Source organism: Slackia faecicanis, from assembly GCF_003725295.1.
Classification (GTDB): domain Bacteria; phylum Actinomycetota; class Coriobacteriia; order Coriobacteriales; family Eggerthellaceae; genus Slackia; species Slackia faecicanis.
This window is the reverse complement of record NZ_QICB01000001.1, coordinates 282537-301359: the sequence shown is the minus strand read 5'-3', so window position 1 is coordinate 301359 and position 18823 is coordinate 282537. Positions and strand designations below refer to the sequence as shown.

General features: G+C 62.6%; 18 protein-coding genes, 2 tRNA genes and 1 pseudogene. 17 read left to right on the top strand and 4 right to left on the bottom strand.

Annotation, left to right across the window (positions count from 1 at the left end):
* Positions 1-50: 50 nt before the first annotated feature.
* From DMP07_RS01360 to DMP07_RS01315, 10 genes and pseudogenes are all read left to right on the top strand, one after another.
* Positions 51-1427: a DUF512 domain-containing protein gene (locus DMP07_RS01360; RefSeq protein WP_123197358.1), complete on the top strand. Its 1377-nt coding sequence runs from the start codon at positions 51-53 to the stop codon at positions 1425-1427.
* A 59-nt stretch (positions 1428-1486) separates the two neighbouring features.
* On the top strand, positions 1487-2800 hold the full coding sequence (gene der / locus DMP07_RS01355; RefSeq protein WP_123197357.1) for a ribosome biogenesis GTPase Der: 1314 nt from the start codon (positions 1487-1489) through the stop codon (positions 2798-2800).
* A 6-nt stretch (positions 2801-2806) separates the two neighbouring features.
* Positions 2807-3454, top strand: a complete 648-nt coding sequence (gene plsY / locus DMP07_RS01350; protein ID WP_123197356.1) for a glycerol-3-phosphate 1-O-acyltransferase PlsY — start codon at positions 2807-2809, stop codon at positions 3452-3454.
* Positions 3455-3601: 147 nt separating this feature from the next.
* Positions 3602-4597 (top strand): NAD(P)H-dependent glycerol-3-phosphate dehydrogenase, encoded by a 996-nt coding sequence (locus DMP07_RS01345; protein WP_162843067.1) that lies wholly within the window; start codon positions 3602-3604, stop codon positions 4595-4597.
* A gap of 43 nt (positions 4598-4640) precedes the next feature.
* A complete protein-coding gene (locus tag DMP07_RS01340; protein ID WP_123197355.1) occupies positions 4641-5363 on the top strand; it encodes a phage portal protein in 723 nt (240 codons plus the stop codon).
* A pseudogene (locus DMP07_RS01335) lies at positions 5335-5929 on the top strand (VG15 protein); the annotation flags it as partial. The gene DMP07_RS01340 and the pseudogene DMP07_RS01335, both read left to right, overlap by 29 nt.
* Before the next feature lie 188 nt (positions 5930-6117).
* Positions 6118-6579, top strand: a complete 462-nt coding sequence (locus DMP07_RS01330; RefSeq protein WP_123197353.1) for a hypothetical protein — start codon at positions 6118-6120, stop codon at positions 6577-6579.
* A 153-nt stretch (positions 6580-6732) separates the two neighbouring features.
* Positions 6733-6817, top strand: a tRNA-Leu gene (locus tag DMP07_RS01325).
* 118 nt (positions 6818-6935) lie between these two features.
* Positions 6936-7460, top strand: coding sequence for a hypothetical protein (locus tag DMP07_RS01320; RefSeq protein ID WP_123197352.1), 525 nt, complete (start codon positions 6936-6938; stop codon positions 7458-7460).
* Positions 7461-7468: 8 nt separating this feature from the next.
* Positions 7469-7720, top strand: coding sequence for a hypothetical protein (locus DMP07_RS01315; RefSeq protein WP_123197351.1), 252 nt, complete (start codon positions 7469-7471; stop codon positions 7718-7720).
* 420 nt (positions 7721-8140) lie between these two features.
* Here DMP07_RS01315 and DMP07_RS01310 read toward each other — a convergent pair whose 3' ends face one another.
* On the bottom strand, positions 8141-8419 hold the full coding sequence (locus DMP07_RS01310; RefSeq protein ID WP_123197350.1) for a type II toxin-antitoxin system TacA family antitoxin: 279 nt from the start codon (positions 8417-8419) through the stop codon (positions 8141-8143).
* A gap of 360 nt (positions 8420-8779) precedes the next feature.
* Here DMP07_RS01310 and DMP07_RS01305 point away from each other — a divergent pair, with 360 nt between their 5' ends.
* Both DMP07_RS01305 and DMP07_RS01300 read left to right on the top strand, forming a co-directional pair.
* Positions 8780-9193, top strand: coding sequence for a hypothetical protein (locus DMP07_RS01305; RefSeq protein WP_123197349.1), 414 nt, complete (start codon positions 8780-8782; stop codon positions 9191-9193).
* A complete protein-coding gene (locus DMP07_RS01300; RefSeq protein WP_123197348.1) occupies positions 9193-9516 on the top strand; it encodes a hypothetical protein in 324 nt (107 codons plus the stop codon). The genes DMP07_RS01305 and DMP07_RS01300 overlap by 1 nt, the downstream gene beginning before the upstream one ends.
* Positions 9517-9877: 361 nt before the next feature.
* Here DMP07_RS01300 and DMP07_RS01295 read toward each other — a convergent pair whose 3' ends face one another.
* A complete protein-coding gene (locus tag DMP07_RS01295) occupies positions 9878-10060 on the bottom strand; it encodes a hypothetical protein (RefSeq protein WP_123197347.1) in 183 nt (60 codons plus the stop codon).
* A gap of 745 nt (positions 10061-10805) precedes the next feature.
* Entirely contained in the window at positions 10806-11054 is a 249-nt protein-coding gene (locus tag DMP07_RS08675) for a hypothetical protein (RefSeq protein WP_148039620.1), read from the bottom strand.
* On the opposite strand from DMP07_RS08675, the gene DMP07_RS01285 reads away from it, so the two are divergent.
* The 5 genes from DMP07_RS01285 (at position 11041) to DMP07_RS01270 (ending at position 16985) form a co-directional block, all read left to right on the top strand.
* The gene (locus DMP07_RS01285; protein ID WP_123197345.1) at positions 11041-12552 is read left to right on the top strand and encodes a Wadjet anti-phage system protein JetA family protein; all 1512 of its coding nucleotides are present in this window, start codon (positions 11041-11043) and stop codon (positions 12550-12552) included. The genes DMP07_RS08675 and DMP07_RS01285 overlap by 14 nt on opposite strands.
* Positions 12553-12566: 14 nt before the next feature.
* Positions 12567-13208 (top strand): DUF4194 domain-containing protein, encoded by a 642-nt coding sequence (locus DMP07_RS01280; RefSeq protein ID WP_211324474.1) that lies wholly within the window; start codon positions 12567-12569, stop codon positions 13206-13208.
* Positions 13192-16590 (top strand): SbcC/MukB-like Walker B domain-containing protein, encoded by a 3399-nt coding sequence (locus DMP07_RS01275; RefSeq protein ID WP_211324473.1) that lies wholly within the window; start codon positions 13192-13194, stop codon positions 16588-16590. Before DMP07_RS01280 ends, DMP07_RS01275 begins: the two co-directional genes overlap by 17 nt.
* A gap of 85 nt (positions 16591-16675) precedes the next feature.
* Complete coding sequence (locus DMP07_RS08740; protein ID WP_211324472.1) at positions 16676-16858, top strand: hypothetical protein; 183 nt, start codon at positions 16676-16678, stop codon at positions 16856-16858.
* 50 nt (positions 16859-16908) lie between these two features.
* Positions 16909-16985, top strand: a tRNA-Pro gene (locus DMP07_RS01270).
* 157 nt (positions 16986-17142) lie between these two features.
* On the opposite strand, the gene DMP07_RS01265 is transcribed toward DMP07_RS01270, so the two are convergent.
* The gene (locus DMP07_RS01265; RefSeq protein WP_123197342.1) at positions 17143-18711 is read right to left on the bottom strand and encodes an amidohydrolase; all 1569 of its coding nucleotides are present in this window, start codon (positions 18709-18711) and stop codon (positions 17143-17145) included.
* Positions 18712-18823: the final 112 nt, after the last annotated feature.

The window sequence follows — 18823 nt, the reverse complement described above, 5'->3', positions numbered from 1 at the left end:
CCTCAGAGGGCGGCCTCATGCGGGCCGCCCCTTTTTCGATAGGAGCATCAATGGAATGCAAAGCCTGCGCCGGCGTGCGGGAGTATCCCGGCGATCCGGCGCGAACCGCCGCGGTGATCCTCGAGGTCGAAGAGGATTCGCCCGCCTACGATGCGGGATTCGAGCCCGGCTGCAAGATCTGCGCGGTCGACGGCCATCCGTTGCGCGACGTGATCGACTGGCAGTGGTACAGCGCCGATGACGAAATCGGGCTTTCCTACATCGACCTCGACGGCGAAAGCGGCACGGTGGTCCTGGAACGCGAAGAGGGCGAGAACTGGGGCATCACGTTCGACGGCGCGGTGTTCGACGGCATTCGCACATGCCGCAACGCCTGCGTGTTCTGCTTCATGCGCCAGCTTCCCGAGGAATCGCGCGACACGCTGGTGCTGCGCGACGACGACTGGCGCCTGAGCTTTCTGCAGGGAAATTTCGTCACGCTGACCAACCTGAGCGAAGAAGACGCCGAGCTCATCGTCGAGCGCCAGGTCTCTCCGCTGCGCGTTTCGCTGCACGCGATCACGCCCGAGCTGCGCAAGAAGATGATCGGCAAGCACGCCCCGCACGGGGTGAAGATGCTCGAGCGCCTGCTCGAAGGCGGCATCGAGGTGCATGCCCAGATCGTGCTCGTTCCCGGGATCAACGACGGCGACGAGCTGAAGAAGACGCTTGCGTGGGCATATACGCATCCTGGCATCGAAAACGTCGGCATCGTGCCGCTCGGATTCACCAAGCACCAGACGCGCTTCGAGAAAAGCTTCGACGAGCCCGACGACGCGCGCGCGGTGGTCGAGGCGGTCGAGCCCTTCCAGCGCTACGCTTTGGAAGACCGCGGCCATCCGTGGGTTCATCTGGCCGACGAGTTCTACTGCAACGCCTATCCGGGCGATGTGCTCGCCCATATTCCGCCGGCGTCGAATTACGGAGACTTCTCCATGTTCGAGGACGGGATCGGCATCGTCAGAAGCCAGATGATGGAGTGGGACGAATCGGCCGACGCGATCGAGCGCCTGGCGGGCGCGCTCGAGGAATACGACGCGCACGTCTACTACGTCCTCGGCGCGGCGCAGCGCGACTGCATGGCGGCCATGATGGACGAAAGCCCGCTTGCGGGACGGCTGATCCCTCTGATCGTGAAAAACGAGTACTTCGGCGGAAACGTCGACGTGACGGGCCTTTTGTGCGGCTGTGATGTGGCGCATGCCATACGCGGCGTATCGGCGCATGATTTCGTGGTGCTGCCGCGCATCATGTTCAACGCCGACGGCTACACGCTCGATGATATGACCGTGGATGATATTCGCGACACCGCGGGCCTTCCCGTGACCGTGGTATCCTGTAGCGTGCCCGAGTTCATCGAGCAGATCGAGGAACTGGTAGCGGGCTAGCGTTCTCGCGAATTCGGACGGTGCGCGTTCGCGCACGGATATATAAGAAGGAAATGATTATGGCACTACCTATCGTCGCCGTCGTCGGACGGCCGAACGTCGGCAAATCCACGTTCGTCAACCGCATCGTGGGCGGACAAGACGCCATCGTGCATGAGATGCGCGGCGTGACGCGCGACCGTTCTTATCACGAGGCCGACTGGAACGGCGTGCATTTCACGCTGATCGATACCGGCGGCATCGAAATGGGCAACGACGACGCCTTCCAGGAATCCATCCGCAACCAGGCCGTCATGGCCACGCAGGAAGCCGACGCCGTGGTGTTCCTGGTCGACGGTCGCACGGGCGCTGCGCCCGACGACCTCGAGGTCGCGCGCATTCTGAAGCGCAGCGGCAAGCCCGTGGTGCTCGCCGTCAATAAGATGGACGCCCCTGGCAAAGAAGACGGCCTGTGGGAGTTCTACAGCCTGGGTCTGGGCGATCCCTGGCCCATCTCTTCGATCCACGGCCACGGCACGGGCGATTTGCTCGACGAGGTCGTCGGCTACATCAAAGACATCCCGGTGGAAGAAGAGGAAGACGTCGATTCGATCAACATCGCGATCATCGGCCGCCCGAACGCGGGCAAGAGCTCGCTGACCAACAAGCTGATCGGCCGCGAGCGCGCCATCGTCAGCGACGTGGCGGGTACGACGCGCGACGCCGTCGACACCACGGTCGAGCATGACGGCAAGTTCTACATGATCGTCGATACGGCAGGCCTGCGCAAGAAGAGCAAGATCGACGAGGACGTCGAATACTACAGCTTCGTGCGCGCCATGCGCGCGATCGACCGCGCCGACGTGGCCATCCTGGTCATCGACGCGACGATCGGCCTGACCGACCAGGACCAGCGCGTCGCAGGCTTCGCCGCCGAGCGCGGTTGCGCCATGATCGTCCTCATGAACAAGCGCGACATCGTGGAAAGCGGCGAGGTGCTCGACGAGCTGCGCGAGACCATCGGCGACCGCCTGATGTTCGTGGGCTATGCGCCTGTCATCAGCATTTCCGCGCTGACGGGCAAGGGCGTTTCCCGCATCTGGGAGGCGGTCGACGCGGCTTACGAGAACTACTCCTCTCAGGTTTCGACGAGCAAGCTCAACGCATGGCTGCAGCATATCCGCGAATTCGGCCACACGGTGTCTCAGGGCAAGAAGGTGCTCAAGATGAAGTACGTCACCCAGACGCGCACCTGCCCGCCCGAGTTCACGTTCTTCGTGAACCACCCCGAGCTGATCAACGACAATTATCAGCGATTCCTCGAGAACCGTCTGCGTCAGGCGTTCGATCTTTCGGGCACGCCCATCCGCTTCAAGTTTAAGAAGAAGGATTAGTTCGTCATGCCTGATGTAGCGGTCGCTCTCGGCGTTTTCGCCGTATCGTTTTTGCTGGGCTCGATTCCTTGGGGCCTGATCATTTCCAAGGTCGTGTACCACACCGACATCCGCGAGCACGGGTCGGGCAATATCGGCACCACCAATGCCATGCGCACGATGGGCAAGGCGGGCGGCGTCGCCGTGTTTCTGCTCGACTTCGGCAAGGGCCTTGTTTCGGGCGCTTTGGGCCTTGCCGCCATGAACCTGCTGGCCTCCGATGCGTCGATCGGATCCGTTTTGATGGGCGCCATCGCCACGGCGGGCTGTACGCTGGGCCACATTTTCAGCCCGTGGCTGGGCTTTCGCGGCGGCAAGGGCATCGCGGTCGCCATCGGCGCGCTGTGCATGACCTTCGGCCCGCTGGGGGCCTTTATCGAGGTCTTCTGCATTTTCGCGCCGCTCGTGCTGATCACGCGCTACGTGTCCGTGGGCTCGATCGCCTCGGCGGCGCTGTGTCCGGCCATCGCCTGCTTCCTGTATTGGGGGCAGTGGCCGGCTATCGTGCTGTACGGCCTGACGGGCGCCACCGTGGTGTGGGCCCATCGCGCCAACATCAAGCGTTTGGCGGCAGGAACCGAATCGCGCATCGGCGCGAAGAAACGCCAGGCTTAACGCGAAGCCTGTTCGAAGGAAAGCGCCTCGCAAGGGGCGCTTTCGTCGTTGTCGCGTCGGAATGCCGTCCCGGCCGCGCTCGTCGGGCCGAGGCGCTGGAATCCAGCGACGCAAGAGCGCGCCTTGTGCGCGATGAAGGGAGCTGTCATGAAGGTTGCGGTTATCGGAGCCGGTTCGTGGGGAACGGCGCTTGCCAACGTGCTTGCCACGGCGGGCCACGATGCGGTGCTGTGGGCGCGCAAGGAAGAAGTGTGCGCGGGCATCAATGACAATCATCGCAATCCGCGCTATCTGACGGATGCGGTGCTCGGCGGCAACGTGAGCGCCACGTCGAGCCACGAACGCGCGCTGGCGGAAGCCCAAGCCGTCGTGGTGGTCACGCCGTCGTCCATCCTGCGCCAAGCGGCGCGAGACATCGCGCCGTTCATCGGCCCCGATACGCCGATCGCGATCTGCTCGAAGGGCGTCGAGGCGGAAACGGGTTTTTTGCCGGTCGAGATTTTCGAAGAAGAGCTGGGCGGACGCGACCGCATCGCCGCGCTGACCGGCCCCAACCACGCCGAAGAGGTGGTCAAGGGAATCGCGTCGGGAACGGTGATCGCGTCGTCCGGGGCCGATACGGCGCTGTTTTTCCAGGACCTGTTCGCCACGGAGACGTTTCGAACCTACGTCAGCGACGATATCGTGGGCGCCGAGGTGTGTGCCGCCTTCAAAAACGTCATCGCGATCGCCGTGGGCGCCGCGTACGGCTTCGGCATGGGCGACAACACCGCCGCGCTCATCATGACGCGCGGCTTGGCCGAAATGAGCAGGCTCGTGGAGGCGTGCGGCGGTTCGGCCATGACGTGTCTGGGCCTTGCCGGCGTGGGCGACCTGATCGCCACCTGCACGAGCGAGCATTCCCGCAATCGCACGTTCGGTTATCGCATGGCCCAGGGTACGACGCTCGAGCAGTACAAGGCCGAAACCCACATGGTGGTCGAAGGAGCGCTCGCCTGCAAGACCCTCGGCGCTCTGGCGGATGCGCGCGAGGTCGAGCTTCCCATCACGAGCATGGTCCGCAGCGTCTTGTGGGAAGGCGTCGATCCGAAGGTCGCCGCGGCCGCCCTGTTCGACCGTTCGCTCAAGCCTGAGTTCTACTAAGCGAGCATATTTCCTTTGATACGAGGACGAGGTTGAGCGCACCATGCGGCACATGGCCGCGTCGGGCGCGCTCTACGCCACGCCCAAGGACGTGCTGCTCGGCCTGACCGACCAGCAGTTCAAGGCCATGTCCGAGGCCAAGTGGTCGGTGATGGTCGGCTCGCTGTTCATGGGCACGCGCGACAAGAACGGGCAGTCGCCCGACTACAGGCGCATCCAGAGCGCGTCGCCGCAGCCATACATCGACAGCATCCAGACCTACGCCAAGCTTTTCAGCGGGGCCACGGGCGTGCCGCTGAACTCCCTGGGAATCGTCCAGGACAACCCCGCGAGCGCCGAGGCCATCGCCGCCCAGCGCGAGGACATCTGCATCGCCGCAGAGGACTGCATCGAGAGCAACCGCGAGGCCATGCGCAACGTCGCGCTCATGGCGGTGGCCGTGGGGAACAACACGACGCTGGACGGCCTGACCGACGAGCAGCTGTCCGTCGTGCCGAACTTCAAGAACCCGATGCGACCCAGCCTCGCCGCCACGGCCGACGCGATGGTCAAGGTCGCGAGCGTGATGGACGGCTTCGCCCAGACGCGCGAGTTCCTGGCCAACATGGGCTTCACGCCCACCGAGGTGGAGAGCATCCGCAGCCAACTGCGCCGCAGCCAGGCCCAGGGCGCGGCGGCCGCTTCGGCCCAGGCCGCGCTCATCCAGAGCAGAGCGCAGCGTGAACGGCAGGTGACCGATGGCGATATCGCAGGCGAGGCTCGATAGGTACCGCGCCGAGCTAGGCGACCTCGGCCAGGCGGCGTTCTTGTTCGTCGACGAGTTCATCCGCGCGATCGTCGAAGAGAACCCAGGCATATCGGTCGCCGAATTGCGCGAAGAGGCGATAGACGCGGTGGATTCGGCTTTGCACGCATTCGGAGACCAGGCATCAGAACTCGCGCTCGATCTGTTCGAGGAGATAGCCGTTCGCGAACACGGCATCGACGTCGACGCGAGAATCGAAGACGCGATACCCGCGAAGATGGTGGACGACGGCGTGAGATACGCCGCGCGCAAGCTCGTCGAAGGCGACACCGACGCGTTCAGGCGCGATGTCGCGGACTTGACCCGCTACTACATCAAGCGAAGCGCCTTCGAGAACATGGAGCGCAACTGCCACCGTAACGACCTTGCGCTACGCCCGCGTGCCGAGCGGTCGCGAGACGTGCCCGTTCTGCTTCATGCTCAGCTCGCGCGGGTTCGTCTACCGAAGCGAGCAGACGGCGGGACATGCCCATGCCTTCCACGAGCACTGCGATTGCGTCGTCGTGCCGGGCTTCAAGGGCCTGCCTGCGTCCGAGCAGATAGAGGGCTACGACCCGGACGGCATGTACGAGCGGTGGAGCGAGTGCCGGAAGACGGCTAGGAGCGATTCGGATTTCCGCGCAGAGTGGGAACGGATGACCAAGGCCGAGCGAGCCGAGTACAAGGGGGGGGCAACGATTCGGAGCGTTACAGGCGTTTCGAGAACGCAAGGGTCATGCGCGAAATCGAAACGCGCGACTGGCGTTGGCTGCATACGGGAGATATTCCCAAAATCACGTTTGATTCGACTGGTCTGGAAGACGAAACCCGCAAAGAGCGTCCTCAAGAGATTGCTACGGCAAATAGGCTTAGGGCGTTCGGCGTTGCAACGAATTTCGTAAAAGATTCAACGGATTACATCGACCCCTTGACGGGCTTCGTCCAGCATGTGGGTCTCGCCGATTTCGAAAACGGATACGAGATCAAGACGCTCGAAAGCGCGACGAGCTACAACACGATTAACGGCTATTTGAAGAATACAAGCAAAAAGAAGAATGCAAGATACGTATGCTTCGACAATTCCGCAGGAGCGATTGACGACGATGAGCTTGTCGGCCATCTGAGAAGAAGCAGGAGCTTTCGACGCGGACGGGTCTACATCATAGATTCGACGGGGCTTTATCGCTTCATAAGGTAAGGCCCCCGATATCACCAATGGGTGATATCGGGGGCCTGCTTTCATTATAGCCGATATATCGCAAACGCCGGCGCTCCTTTCCCCGGCTCAATTACCAGGGCGGCCTCCGGCGTTTGTCTGAACTAATTAGCTCGCTTTGATTATACACCATACCGGGGCGTGGCGGAAAGGCAGACGCGCGGCTCTCAGAACGCCGTGGGCATCGTCCGTGCGGGTTCGAATCCCGCCGCCCCGACCACATTATCGGGAATCAAGCCCCGCACGGGGCTTTTTCATACACGGGCCGCCTCCGGGCGGCCTTTTCCATGCCCGCACGGGCGAAAACGACGCGCCGCACGGCGCAGGAAGGGGGCCATATGGCCGAGGACGCCACCACCGCCGCCACCGAGGCGGCGGAGACGGAGCAGAACGCCACGGAGCGCGATTACGACGCGCTGCAGGCCAAGTACGACGCGCTTCTCGAGACCTCGCGCAAGTGGGAGAGCCGCAGCAAGGCCAACGCGGAGAAGGCCAGGGCGTACGACGCGCTCGCGCAGCAGCAGGCAGACGCCCAGGCGGCGGCGGACGAGGCCAAGGCCCGCGCCGACAAGGCCGAAGCCGACCTCGCGGGGGCCAACCGCCAGCTCGCGGTGTCGCGCATCGCCGCCGAGAAGGGCGTCGACGCCGAAATCCTCGCCGCGATGGCGGGCGACGACGCCGACGCGATCGCCGCGAACGCCGACAAGCTCGCCGTGTCCTACGCCGCCCGCAGCCTCTACCCGTCCGTCACGGACGGCGGGGCGAACGCGGCCCCCGCGATCACGACCGAGTCCATCGAAGCGATCAAAGACCCGCTCGCCCGCGTCATGGCGCGCGCCGAGCACATCGACCTGTACCGATAGGAGAGACAATGGCAGTACTCGCAAACACCACCAACGCGGCGGCCGTCAACGCCGCCCTCGACCAGGAGTTCGTGAAGAACTTCCAGGGCGATTCCTCCCGCCTCGCCGAGATCCTCGGCGTCATGCCGACGGACGACGACGTGGACGGCCTGTTCGCGGCCGCGTCGGAGGAGTCGGGGCGGCAGGGCGGGGCTGCGGACGAATACGGCGCCGGCATAGTCTGGGAGGAGTTCCACATGCCCACGAACTACAGGCGGTGAATGATCCGGCGGGACACACTTTTTTGAAACATAACCCGAAACGCAACCCTCGGATCCGCAGCGCGCGTTTTTCGCTCAGGGAATGGAAAAGCCCCGGCTCCTCGAAAGGCGCCGGGGCTTTCCGTACCCCTCCGGAGAATCAAGGCAAGGCCCGGAGAGGGTCGAGACCGGACGTTTTAAAAACGCTCGAGGTCTTCGAAAGGATGTCTTCATTATACGCTCCTGAAAGCGGGGCGCAAGGCCCTTTTCCCGTCCGTGGGATCCCCATTTCCGAGAGGAGGAAAGGGGGTTCATGGCGGCCCGATCGGAGGTGCGGGGAGCGGGCCGCATGGAACAGGGTCGCGGCAGGGCGGGCTGCGGGAAGGAGAAATCCCGGCAATCATATTCCTGGATCGAGCTGTACGGGCTTGGTGAAATTCGTCATTCCCAGACCGCCTTGCGGGCGAGGAGCTCTTGCATGGCTTCCGGCATAGGAGCCTCGAGCATCGCGCAGAACGAGTCGAAAGCTTCGGGGGAAAGAAAGGTCGTCGTGGCCGTGTCGATATCGAAACGGGCGTTTTTGTCGAGGTGCGTAGTGGCCCATTGGGTGAGGCTCTGGCCTTTCAGCGCCGCCGCGCGCTCGTAAGCGTCTCTTTGCGATTGCGTGAGCCGGACGTCCATGCGGCATTGTTTTTCCTGTTTTTCCGTCAGGGCGGGCATGTCTTTCTCCTTTCGTCGAGACTTCTTTTCTTAATTGTGCGGAACTTTTCCGTACTAGTTGATGATTTTAGCGTCGATGGCCTCGCGCCGCCCATGGCCTCCAGCGGCCGTACGGCATGACCGAGAGGCAGCACAGGAGGTTCGAGAAGGAGGCGGCCGCCGCGGGGAAAGAGTGCCAGGCAAGGCGGGAGTCGGCCCGCGCCGAGTATGCCCGCAAGGTCGCTGGCGGCGAGCTGAGGCGGCCTACCGCCGTCGAGCAGATGATGAAGGCCGCCAGGGGCCACGAGGACAACGAGTCGACGCAGGCCGCGCGCCCTCAAGAAGCGCGGGTACGACTGGAAGACGGGGAAGAAGGTCTAGATGGGAGGTCGCGTGGCGTCGAGCGGCTTCTACAAGCTCAACGGCAAAGCCAACGTTTACGGCGACGAATACGCGTCGGCGATGGCGCCCCTCGGAAGAGTCAAGATAGTTGCCCCAAGAGAAGGCAGAGCGAAGAAGGCCCCCGTCGAGTCGATGATTCCAGGGCGTGTTTACGCGACGGTGGACAAGGATACGGGCAAGCTCCACTCTCTTTCGTACATCGGCTCTGACGGCAAGGCGTACAAGCAGGTAGATTATCAGGACCATAAAGGAATGGGCATACACGCCCACGGCATCAGCTATGATGACGAGGGGAATCTGCTGCGCGGCGATCCCAGGAAAATGAGCAGAAGCGAGCGCAATGCGGCTTATTCGGTTAGGCGGTACGTGCGATTCAGAGGGGGTGCGGGATAATGGGCAGGCTTGTCAAGCATTACGGCGATTTCGACAAGGAGGATTTCGTAAGCGCGATCATGCAGGAATACGATGAAAAGCTGTTCACATACAACGGCCAGGATTACATGATCGACCAGAAGTTCGACAAAAAGCGAAAGCGCCGCGAATTCTTCTTCATAAACGCCTTGGGAATGCGCACGGGCGTCGGCATAAAGCAGCTTTCGGCCCGCTACCCATCGCTTGAAGAGCTCCTTAATGCGCCGAAGCTCGACGGCAAATCGTCCATGGACCGTTACGATGAATTGCTTACATGCGATTTCGTGGAATACGTCGCCGACTGACAGATGGCGTTCGCCATTTTTTCTAGCCGTTCCAATAGGAGCGGCTTTTTCATGCCCGAAAGGAGGGGCCGTGCCGACCAAGCCCGAATCGGTGACAGCCGACGAGTTCAAGTCGGCCAAGTGGGATGAGCTTACGCAGGGCCGTTCATTCGAGCAGGCGGACGCGCCCGCCCTCGCCAACCCGAACAGGGCGGCTGCGCGCGGGTATCCTCGCCGCGTTCGGAATAGGAGCGAAAAGGGAGGACATGGCATCGCCCGCAGACGTCCGGGGATACACCTACGGAGGCAGCGGCAACTGCTTCAACGCGCAGCACAGGGGGGCGCTTCGGCGCCCCCCTGTTTTTTCATGCCCGGATGCGGGCTATTCGCCTTTCGCGCGCTCGTATTCGCGGCGTATCAGCTCGCGCACCCACGCGCCGCTGTAGCCGTTCTCGCGCATCCAGTCGTAGACCTCGCGGTCGGCGGGGAAGAACTTCACGGTGACGTTCTTCACGTTGGCGGCGCGGTATGCGTTGGTGGCCTTCTTCTGGGCGTCGGTGACCATGGCTATTCTCCTTTCTTGCAGCGTATGAACCTCATCACGGTTATCGTCGCCAGCGATGCGGCTACGGCTATAAGAATCGTTTTCATACGGCTTCTCCTGTCTTATAATCGAAGTCGGCGGGGAAGCCGCGCCAACGGCTCCACCTTTGCTGCTAGGACCTCCTTTCATGCTTTCCGTGCTTGCGGGAGGTCTTTTCTTTTAGAATCCCGACGGCCATTTCGACGAGAACCGTTACCACCGCGCCCTTCGCAGCCACTGCGAGATTCGTCAAGAACCCTTCCGCTTTTCATCACCTCCTTCCTTAACTCGATGTCTATATCATAGGGCAAGTGCCATAGCAATGTGAGTGGATGCTGAATATTTCTCCGCATCGACCTGGTATTTTCTCCCATGAAACGCAAAAGGCCGCCACGCGGGCGACCTTTCTGCGAACCGTGCCAGGAGCGCGGCATCTTCGGCTGCTATTCGCCGCGCTCCATGTCGGCGCGTATCAGTGCCTTGATGTGGCCGGCCTTGTTGGGCTGCGCGTCGAGATGCGCTAGCAGGTCGCGCTCGTTGGGGCTGAGCCATCCGCTTGGTCGGGCGGCTCTTTTGGCCTCGAAATATCCCGGCGATATCCTAACTTGACGCGAAACGGTGAATTTCGTGCATTTCTTGGACTTATCGCCGTACAAAACCGCAGGTCAGGTATCTTATGGGCATACAGAAACATTATTGATACAAGCCCAATTTCTACTAAGCGGGCTTATCGGCCGGCGAGTCGTGTTTCGATATCCTGGAGCGCTTCGATGCGTTCCGTATCCAGCGGCCGTTTCGCTTGCGGCTGCGAAGCCTGCCGATAGACTGGAATCGTTTCGCGGCGGCCGTCGCCGTGATGGGCGGCTTTCGGCGGCGTAGGCCGAAAAGGCCGCTGTTCGTGCGCGCGTTCGGAGCGTTCCGGCTTGTTGTTTCGCGAAGGACGAAGGAGGTCTATCGTGTCGATGGATGACGACATGCGGCTGCAGCCTTTCGCGCTGCGCCGCGACGGCGAGGCGCAGCGGCGCCTGTACGCCGTGCTTTCGTCGCCGAAACGCGAATTCTACGTTCACGGCATCATCGTGCTTTGGGACCTGCATTGCTCCAAGCGATGGATCACCAAAGACGATTTCGTCGACACGTTGGCGACGCGTTTCGAGAACTATCTCGTAGGCGGCTTGCTCGGCGGGCGCGACGAATTCCTCGACGAGAATTTCGCCGTGGAAGAGGACGAATCCCCCGAGGAAGAAAGCCCGCTGTCGCGCGCCCGCATCGTGCTTCGGCGTCTGTACGAGACGGGATGGTTCGAGCTGTTCAAAGACTCCGTCGAAGGAACGCTGAAAACCACGCTCGTCGTGGGAGACCAGGCAAGCCGCCTGGCCGAATTCGTGGCCGCCGACGCGCGCCGTTCGCATGTCGACTCCACGTCGTGCGTGCTCAACGTGCGCGCAAGCCTGGAGCATGCCCACGACGGGTTGGAACGCGCTCGAACCGACGGCCGCGATATCGACGATGCGGTGGTCAGGGGCGTCGTGGGCCGCGAGCTGTGCGAGGCGTTGAAGAACGCGCGCGAGCGCTCGGAGGCGCTCAATGCGCGCATCCGCCGCACATGCCACGAATTCAAACTCACGTCCATGCGCATCGCGGGCTGCCGCACCCAGCACGACCTGCAGCTCGTCATGGACGATTACGAGCGGGGCCTGTTCGATTCGATCATGCAGCCGCTGCGCATCGAAGACGGCTTCGACCGCAACGGCGACGTCATCGTGCGCATGCTCGATGCATGGAGCGTCGATTCCGAACTGATGGCTTTGGTGCGCGAGGCGTCGCGCCTGCCCGGCATGCCCGAGGGCCTTTCGCGGCCGTTCGAGTTCATCCAAGACGTGCGCTACACCTATGCGGTCAGAATCAGGGATGCGTGGGAATACGCGCTTTCTCTCGAAAAGCGCGTCACGTCGGAAATGTCGAAGAAGCACCGCATGCTTTTGGGCGGGTCGTCCACCATGGCCGCCGCTTACGAGCGGGCGATCATGCAGATATCGCAAAGCGACGAAGCGCGTGCGGCGCATGCCCTCGAGGCCATGCAGGCGACGCTTTCCCTGCCCGACAAGGGTCCTTTCGACGATTCGTGCCTTTCGGCGTTTCGGGCGCAAGACGACGCCGAGAAGATGAATCGCGTCAGGATCGCCGACCAGGGCGACATGGCGACGGTCCGACGCGACGACGCCGTGTCGGAAAGCGCCTTGGCGCGCGCGGGAAGGCGCATGCGCGCTATGGTGGCGCGTGCGAGCGAGGTGGACGGCTCGTCGCTGCCGCTTTCGAGCCGAGCCGACCGCGTTCAGCAGATGCTGTACGTGCTGGCGGCCGATTCGAAGGATTCGGCCTACGTCGTGCCGCAGGTCGACGATAACGATCGAGTAATGTCGGGCGGGCAGAACATCGCGCGCGTCCGATTCGTGGGAAGGGCTTCGCGATGAAGCGGTTCTATCAAATGGAAACGGAAAAGAAGGTCAAAGCCGTCTGCGCGGCGCTGATCGCGCGCCGTTATCTGTGCAAGATGAAGTGGGTTTCGCAGGAAGGCGAACGGACGAAAGACGTTTCGCCCGAATTCATGTTCTGCGCCGACCACGAAGACGAGGTGCGTGCGCGCCTCGATGCCGTGGGATACGACCTCGACCTCGATCCGCAGGGCGATTTCTACATCTGCGCCCCGCAGGACGATACGGGCATCCGCTACGAGCGCCTCGACCGCGCCGAAACGCTGTTTTTGTTCGGCCTGGCCGTGACTTACGAGAACAAGCGCTCCGAAATGGGCCGTTTCGCGACGGTCGATTCCGACATAAACGAGCTGCTCGGCCTTTTGTGCGTCACGTATCGCGCATTCGACAAAGAACCTTCCGTGGCCGAAGTCAGGCGCATCATGGCTCGCTTCGAGCGCGCGGGCCTCGTTTTGCGCAAGCGCGGCCGTTGGTCCGACCTCGATGTGGAGTTCGCGATCCAGCCTGCGATCGCGCATGTCGCCGATCGCGCGACGATCGACGCGTATGAGAAGCGCTATGCGGCGGCGCTTGACGGAACGGATGCCGCGACCGATGCGACCGACGACGATGCGGGGGATGACGATGGCGAATAAGGGCGTGCAGGCGGGAATCTACGCGCGCAAGCTGCTCGTGGTGAACTGGTCGCTTCATCAGATGAAGCTGTACGAGCCGTTCAGCATCGACGGTTCGGTGTTCGCGGGCGCGAACGGGTCGGGCAAATCGACGGCTTTCGATGCGTTCCTCACCGTTTTGCTGGGCAGCACCAGGCGGTCGAACTATAACCAGGCGTCGAAATCGCACAGCGCCGACACGCGCAATTTCGCCGAATACGTGGTGGGCAGGCGCAAGGGCTCGTCTCAGAAGGGCGTGCGCGAAGGCATGGATTTCACGACCCATATCGTGGCCGTGTTCTGGGACTCTTTGCGCGGCGCCGAAGTGACTTTCGGCATGTGCTGCGATTACCGCAGCCGCCTCGGCGCGGGCAACCTGGTGCCTAACTATTATTTCTACGAGGGCGGGCTTCCCGAGAACCGTTTCGTGGAAGACGGCGAGGCGCTCAGCGTGCGCGATACCAAGCTGCACCTGAAGCATCTCGAAGACGAGGGCGTCATCTCGAATCTGCATCTGTGCGAATCGACCTCCGAATACAACAAGGGCTTTCTCGCGCGCATGGGATTCAGCGACCCCGGATATTTCGGCGCGCTGAAAAACCTCGTGGCCATCGGCAAGGACACGCGCATCGAGGATTTCATCTATCGCTACCTGTGCGACGGACGCAGCGTGACGACCGCCGACGACATGAACAGCAACATCGACAGCTGGCAGCAGTGCCGCGAAGACCTCGACCGCGCGATCGAGCGCCAAGCCGCGATCGCCCAGGAACGCGAGCGCTTCGCCGCGTGGCAGGCCTCTGTGGACGAGCGCGATGTCTTCATGCGCGCACGCGTGCTGAGGCAGCGCGCCGACCTTGCGGGCGAAATCGACGCGCTGCGCAAAGAAGAGGGCGACATCGAGGCCGAACGCGCGCAGCTCAATGCGCGCATCGCGGTTCTGGAAGCGCGTGCCGACAGCCTGGACAGCGAACGCCAGGCGAAGTGGGACCTGGTCAAAAACGATGACGTGCAGCGCGAGCGCGGCCGCCTTGCGAAAGACATCGACCGCATCGACGCCGAGGCGAAGCGTTATATGGATCGCTTCGGCGACGATTTCGCCGCGCTTGCCGACGATTCGGCGGCGTTGCGCGCCGCGCGTCGCGCCGCCGAATTCGAGCAGCTTTCCTGCGCCGATTCGGTGCTGCGTCTCGAGGAAGCCCTGGAGGCCGCCGTCGAGCGCGGCGTCGGCCTGCTCGAAGAAGGCCCCGATGCTCTCGACCGTCTTGTCGGGCTTGCCACCGAGGCGTATAGGGAAGCGCAGAGCGAGGAGCTGAAGGCGCGCGACGCGCATCGCGAGGCGTCCGATCGTCAGATGGAAGCGATGCGTCGGAAGGCGGCCGCCGAGGCGGGCGAGGCGGTGCGCGACGCCGATGCGGATGCGCTGATCGAGTATTTGCGCGACGAGGCGGGCGTCGAAGCGGTATGCATCTGCGACGCGATCGACATCGCCCCCGGCGAGCAGGTATGGCGTGCCGCGGTCGAAGGCATGCTCGGACGCAAGCGCACCGACCTTCTGGTGGCGCCCGATTCGTTCGCGCGTGCGTTTCGCGCCTACGGGTCGTACCGCGGCCGCAAAAGCGTGCGGCTTATCGACACGCCGGGCATCCTGAAGCACATGGAGAAGGCGCGTCGCGTCGAAGGGTCGCTGGCCGCCAAAACGGTCGCTTCCGAGGGCCGATTCGCGAAAGCCGCCGAAGCGTATATCGACTGGGCGCTCGGCGATATTTCGTGCTGCGCCGACAGGGAGAGCCTGCTGGCGTTCATCAAGGACAATCCGGGCAGATCGGCGGTCACGGCCGATGGGGAATGCTATCGCGGATTCGCCGTGTATGCCCTTCCTTCGCGCGATCGCATTCGCTTCATGGTCGGCTCGTCCGCCCAAGAAGCGCGCCGTGCCGATGAGATTCGCGAGGCCGAGAAGGCGATCGAGGATAACGAGACGCTCGCCCGCGCCCTTTCGGCGCGCCAGGATCTGCTGCGTGCCATCAAGGCGGCGTGTCCCGACGGCGAATCGCGTTTCGCCCGTGGCATCGCTTCGATGGTCGATGACTACGGCAGGCTGGCCTCGGCGCGCGCCGAGGCCGAAGGCATGCGCGCGGCCCTTGCCGCTTCGGGGTCGGGCGAGTCTGCGGCCGTCATGGAGTCGGTGCGCGCCTTGAAAGACGAAGTCGAGCTGGTGCGTGCCGAGTCGGCGCAATGCCAGCGTGCCCTGGGCGATGCCGACCGTCGTGCGAAAAACGCGGCGAGCCGTCGCGAGCGATGCGAGGTGGATTTCGCGAAGACCGAGGTGGCGAATGCGGCCTTGGAGGATGATCGTCTCGAAGAGGCCGCCCGCCAGGAATGCATGGCAAGGCCGTTCAAAGACCTGGAGGAGCAATCCCGCGTTAAGGCGTCGGCAAGCAGGGAATGCTGGAATGCGCTTGTGGCGTATCGCCGCGAACACGCGTCCGCTGTGTCGGCGGAACAGGTCGACGAAGCCGATCGCGGCAACGAGGCGTGGGAGCGCGAGTGGAGCGCTTTGGAGACGAACGTCATTCCCGAGCGCAGGGTGCTGTTCGAGCGCATGGAGGCCGAAACCAAAGAGGGCTTCACGACGGCTATCGTGGGCGCCTTGCGCAACGGCATCGTCGACGTCAGGAAGACCATCCGCGAAACGAACGCCTATCTGGCCGAATGCCCGTTCGGCGATATCAGGTATCGCTTCGATTGGTCGAAGAACCCCGATTACGCGCCGTACTACGACATGATCATGGACCCCGATTTCGACAATGCTCTGGGCGGCCTGTGGGATGACGCGTTCCATGCGAAACACGGCGCCGTGATCGACGGCTTCTTCGACACGATCAGGGACAGCCGCTGCGCCGAGACCGAGCAACAGCGCAACGAGGCGCTTGCTCGCAAGCGCGCGCTTCTCGACTATAAGAGCTACCTGAGCTTCGATATGAAGGAAGTGCGCCCCGATGGAAGCGAAGTGTCGCTGAAGGCCGGTCTGGGCGGCAGCTCGGGCGGCGAGCAGATGCTGCCGTTCTACGTGGTGCTGTTCGCGTCGATGGCGCATCGATGCCGCACGAAGAAGCAGGGCCTTGACGGCAATACGCTGCGCACGGTGCTAATCGACGAGGCGTTCGAGGTGGTCGACAGCGAGCGTACCGTCCAGGCCATCGAGCTGATGCAGCGTCTCGGCCTGCAGCCCATTCTGGCCACGCCGAACGAGCGCGTCGGAACCTTCGCGGCCTTGACGGGCAGCGGCTTCATCCATCGCAACCTCGGCGGCGCATTCGAGGTGTCGCGCTGGTACGACGAGCAGGCCGAAATGGAATAGACGATACGGGAGGAAGCCGCGTTCGATCGAACGCGGCTTTCGTTTCGAGAAGCCCGATTCGCTGTGTTTCGGATTGCGGAAGAGGATGGACATGACGAACATGGGGCCGCGCCGGGCTCGCGTTCAGGAAATGGCCGGTTGCCCGCGCGCAGGCAGGGCAGGAAGCGATATCCGATATATGTATCATGACCAGGTATTTTCGAAATCGGGCGAATATTTTTCAAAAAAGTTTGAAAAAGTGCTTGCCAAAGTACCGTATCAAGCGTAATATACCGTCTTGCGTTTGAGGGAAACGAAAAAAACGAAACGAAAACGCAACGGGTTGTGGCGCAGTTTGGTAGCGCACTTGACTGGGGGTCAAGGGGTCGCAGGTTCAAATCCTGTCAACCCGACCAGAACTCACAGACCAGGGCATTTGCCCTGGTCTTTTTGTTTTTCTCGGCCGAATCGAGGGCCGTGCGCCAGGGCGCCGCGCCGCAGATTCGTTCCGCTGCGGCCTCGGGCCCGCTTTCGAAAAAAACGAGCGGCGCTTCAGGCAGCCGCTCGTCGGTCTTAGATCTTCGCCTTGTTCGTCATTCCCGCCAGCACGGCGCGAACTGCGCCTTGGCTTTGCTTGCGATACGGGATTCCCGCAAGATAGAGGCGCTCCACTTTCAGGTCGAGCAGCCGTTCACGCGGCGTGGTGTAGGGGTCGCCCGAAAGAATGACCATATCGGCGACTTTGCCCTTTTCCAGCGACCCGCGCTCCGCCTCGTCGAAGGTGACCCAGCTGCCGTTGCGGGTGCACATTTTCAACGCTTCTTGAATCGTGACCGATTCGTCGGGGTTCGAGTGGTTGCATGCGCGATGGAGCCACAGCATGGGGTCGGGATCGGTGCAGGGAGCGTCCGACCCCGCAGAAAGCATGATTCCTTTGTCCAGCATGGTTCGCAGCGGATTGAGACGGCCGGCGCGCTCGCCCAAAATACGCTCCAGATACGAATCGGGTTCCTGCGGCCAATCGATGAACGACGTCTGCATGGGAAGATGGATGCCGTATGCGGCGCATATGTCCAGCCCCTGCTCGGTGGGAAGACATGCGTGGATGATGCCGTGCCGGTGGTCTTCGCGCGGAAAATCGTCGAGCGCGGCCTTCAGGCAGCGCGTGGCCTGGTCGAAGGCGGCATCTCCGATCGCATGCATTTCGATCTGCAGGCCCGCGCGATTCGCGGCTTTACAGAACTCGATGACCGTTTCGTCGGCGTAATACAGCACACCGCTCGAATCGCTTCCCTCGTACGGCTCGTTGAGCGCGGCATCGGCCGACCCGAAGCATCCGTCCAGCGCGCATGCGAAGCAGCCGCCGATGCGGGGAATGCCGCGCTTCTGCGCGACGGACACGTCGAGCGATTGCGGGAACACGCGTACCTGAAACCCGGACTGGGCGCTTTTGCCAATCCATTTTTCGAGCGATATATCCAGATCGCCTGCGAACCCCACGCCGCTGACCGTGTGGACCATGCCGATGCCCTGCTCGGCAAGGCGGTCCATCGCCCGCTGCATATTGACGATCAACTGCGGAATGGAAAGGGAGCCGGTGACGTAGTCGGATGCGGCGAAAAACGCTTCTTGGTTCATTTCGCCCGAATCGGGATGGTATCCGCGCAGGGCTTTCACCTTGTCTTCGATCTTGTCGAGCAGCATCGAATTGACCACGCACGCGTGGCCGTCGTACTTGACCAACATCGCCGGCTTGTCGGGGCACGCTTCGTCGAGCTGGGCGCGGCAGACCAGGCGGCCTTCTTCGACGGAGAAGGGCGAGGCGCCGAAGGCGATGACGATCTTGCTTTTGCACCGAGGGGCGAAGTCGCGCAGCATGCGGACGATTTCGTCGTTCGACCGGGCGTTCATGACATTGAGGCCCGCGCCGAAGGTGGCGTAGCTGGCGAAGTGCTGATGAGTGTCGACGAAGCTCGGGCAGAGCGCACGTTCGCCGAGCTCGACGACGTGTGCGGAGGCGAAATCCGCAGGACGTTCGTCGCCGACGTAGGCGATGGTTCCGTCGCGTTCGACAAGGTATGAAGCGACGGTGTCGGCATCGTCGCAGCAGAGAATGGTGCCGTGGAATATCGTTTCGCTCATAATCGCCGCTTTCGTCGTGGGCTTTCCGATGGTAAAGGTCGGCGGTGCGCTGCATGCTGCCGAAGCCCGTGCTGGGCTTTTCGGCGGCCGGCGTTGCGGGGGCGCACGGCCT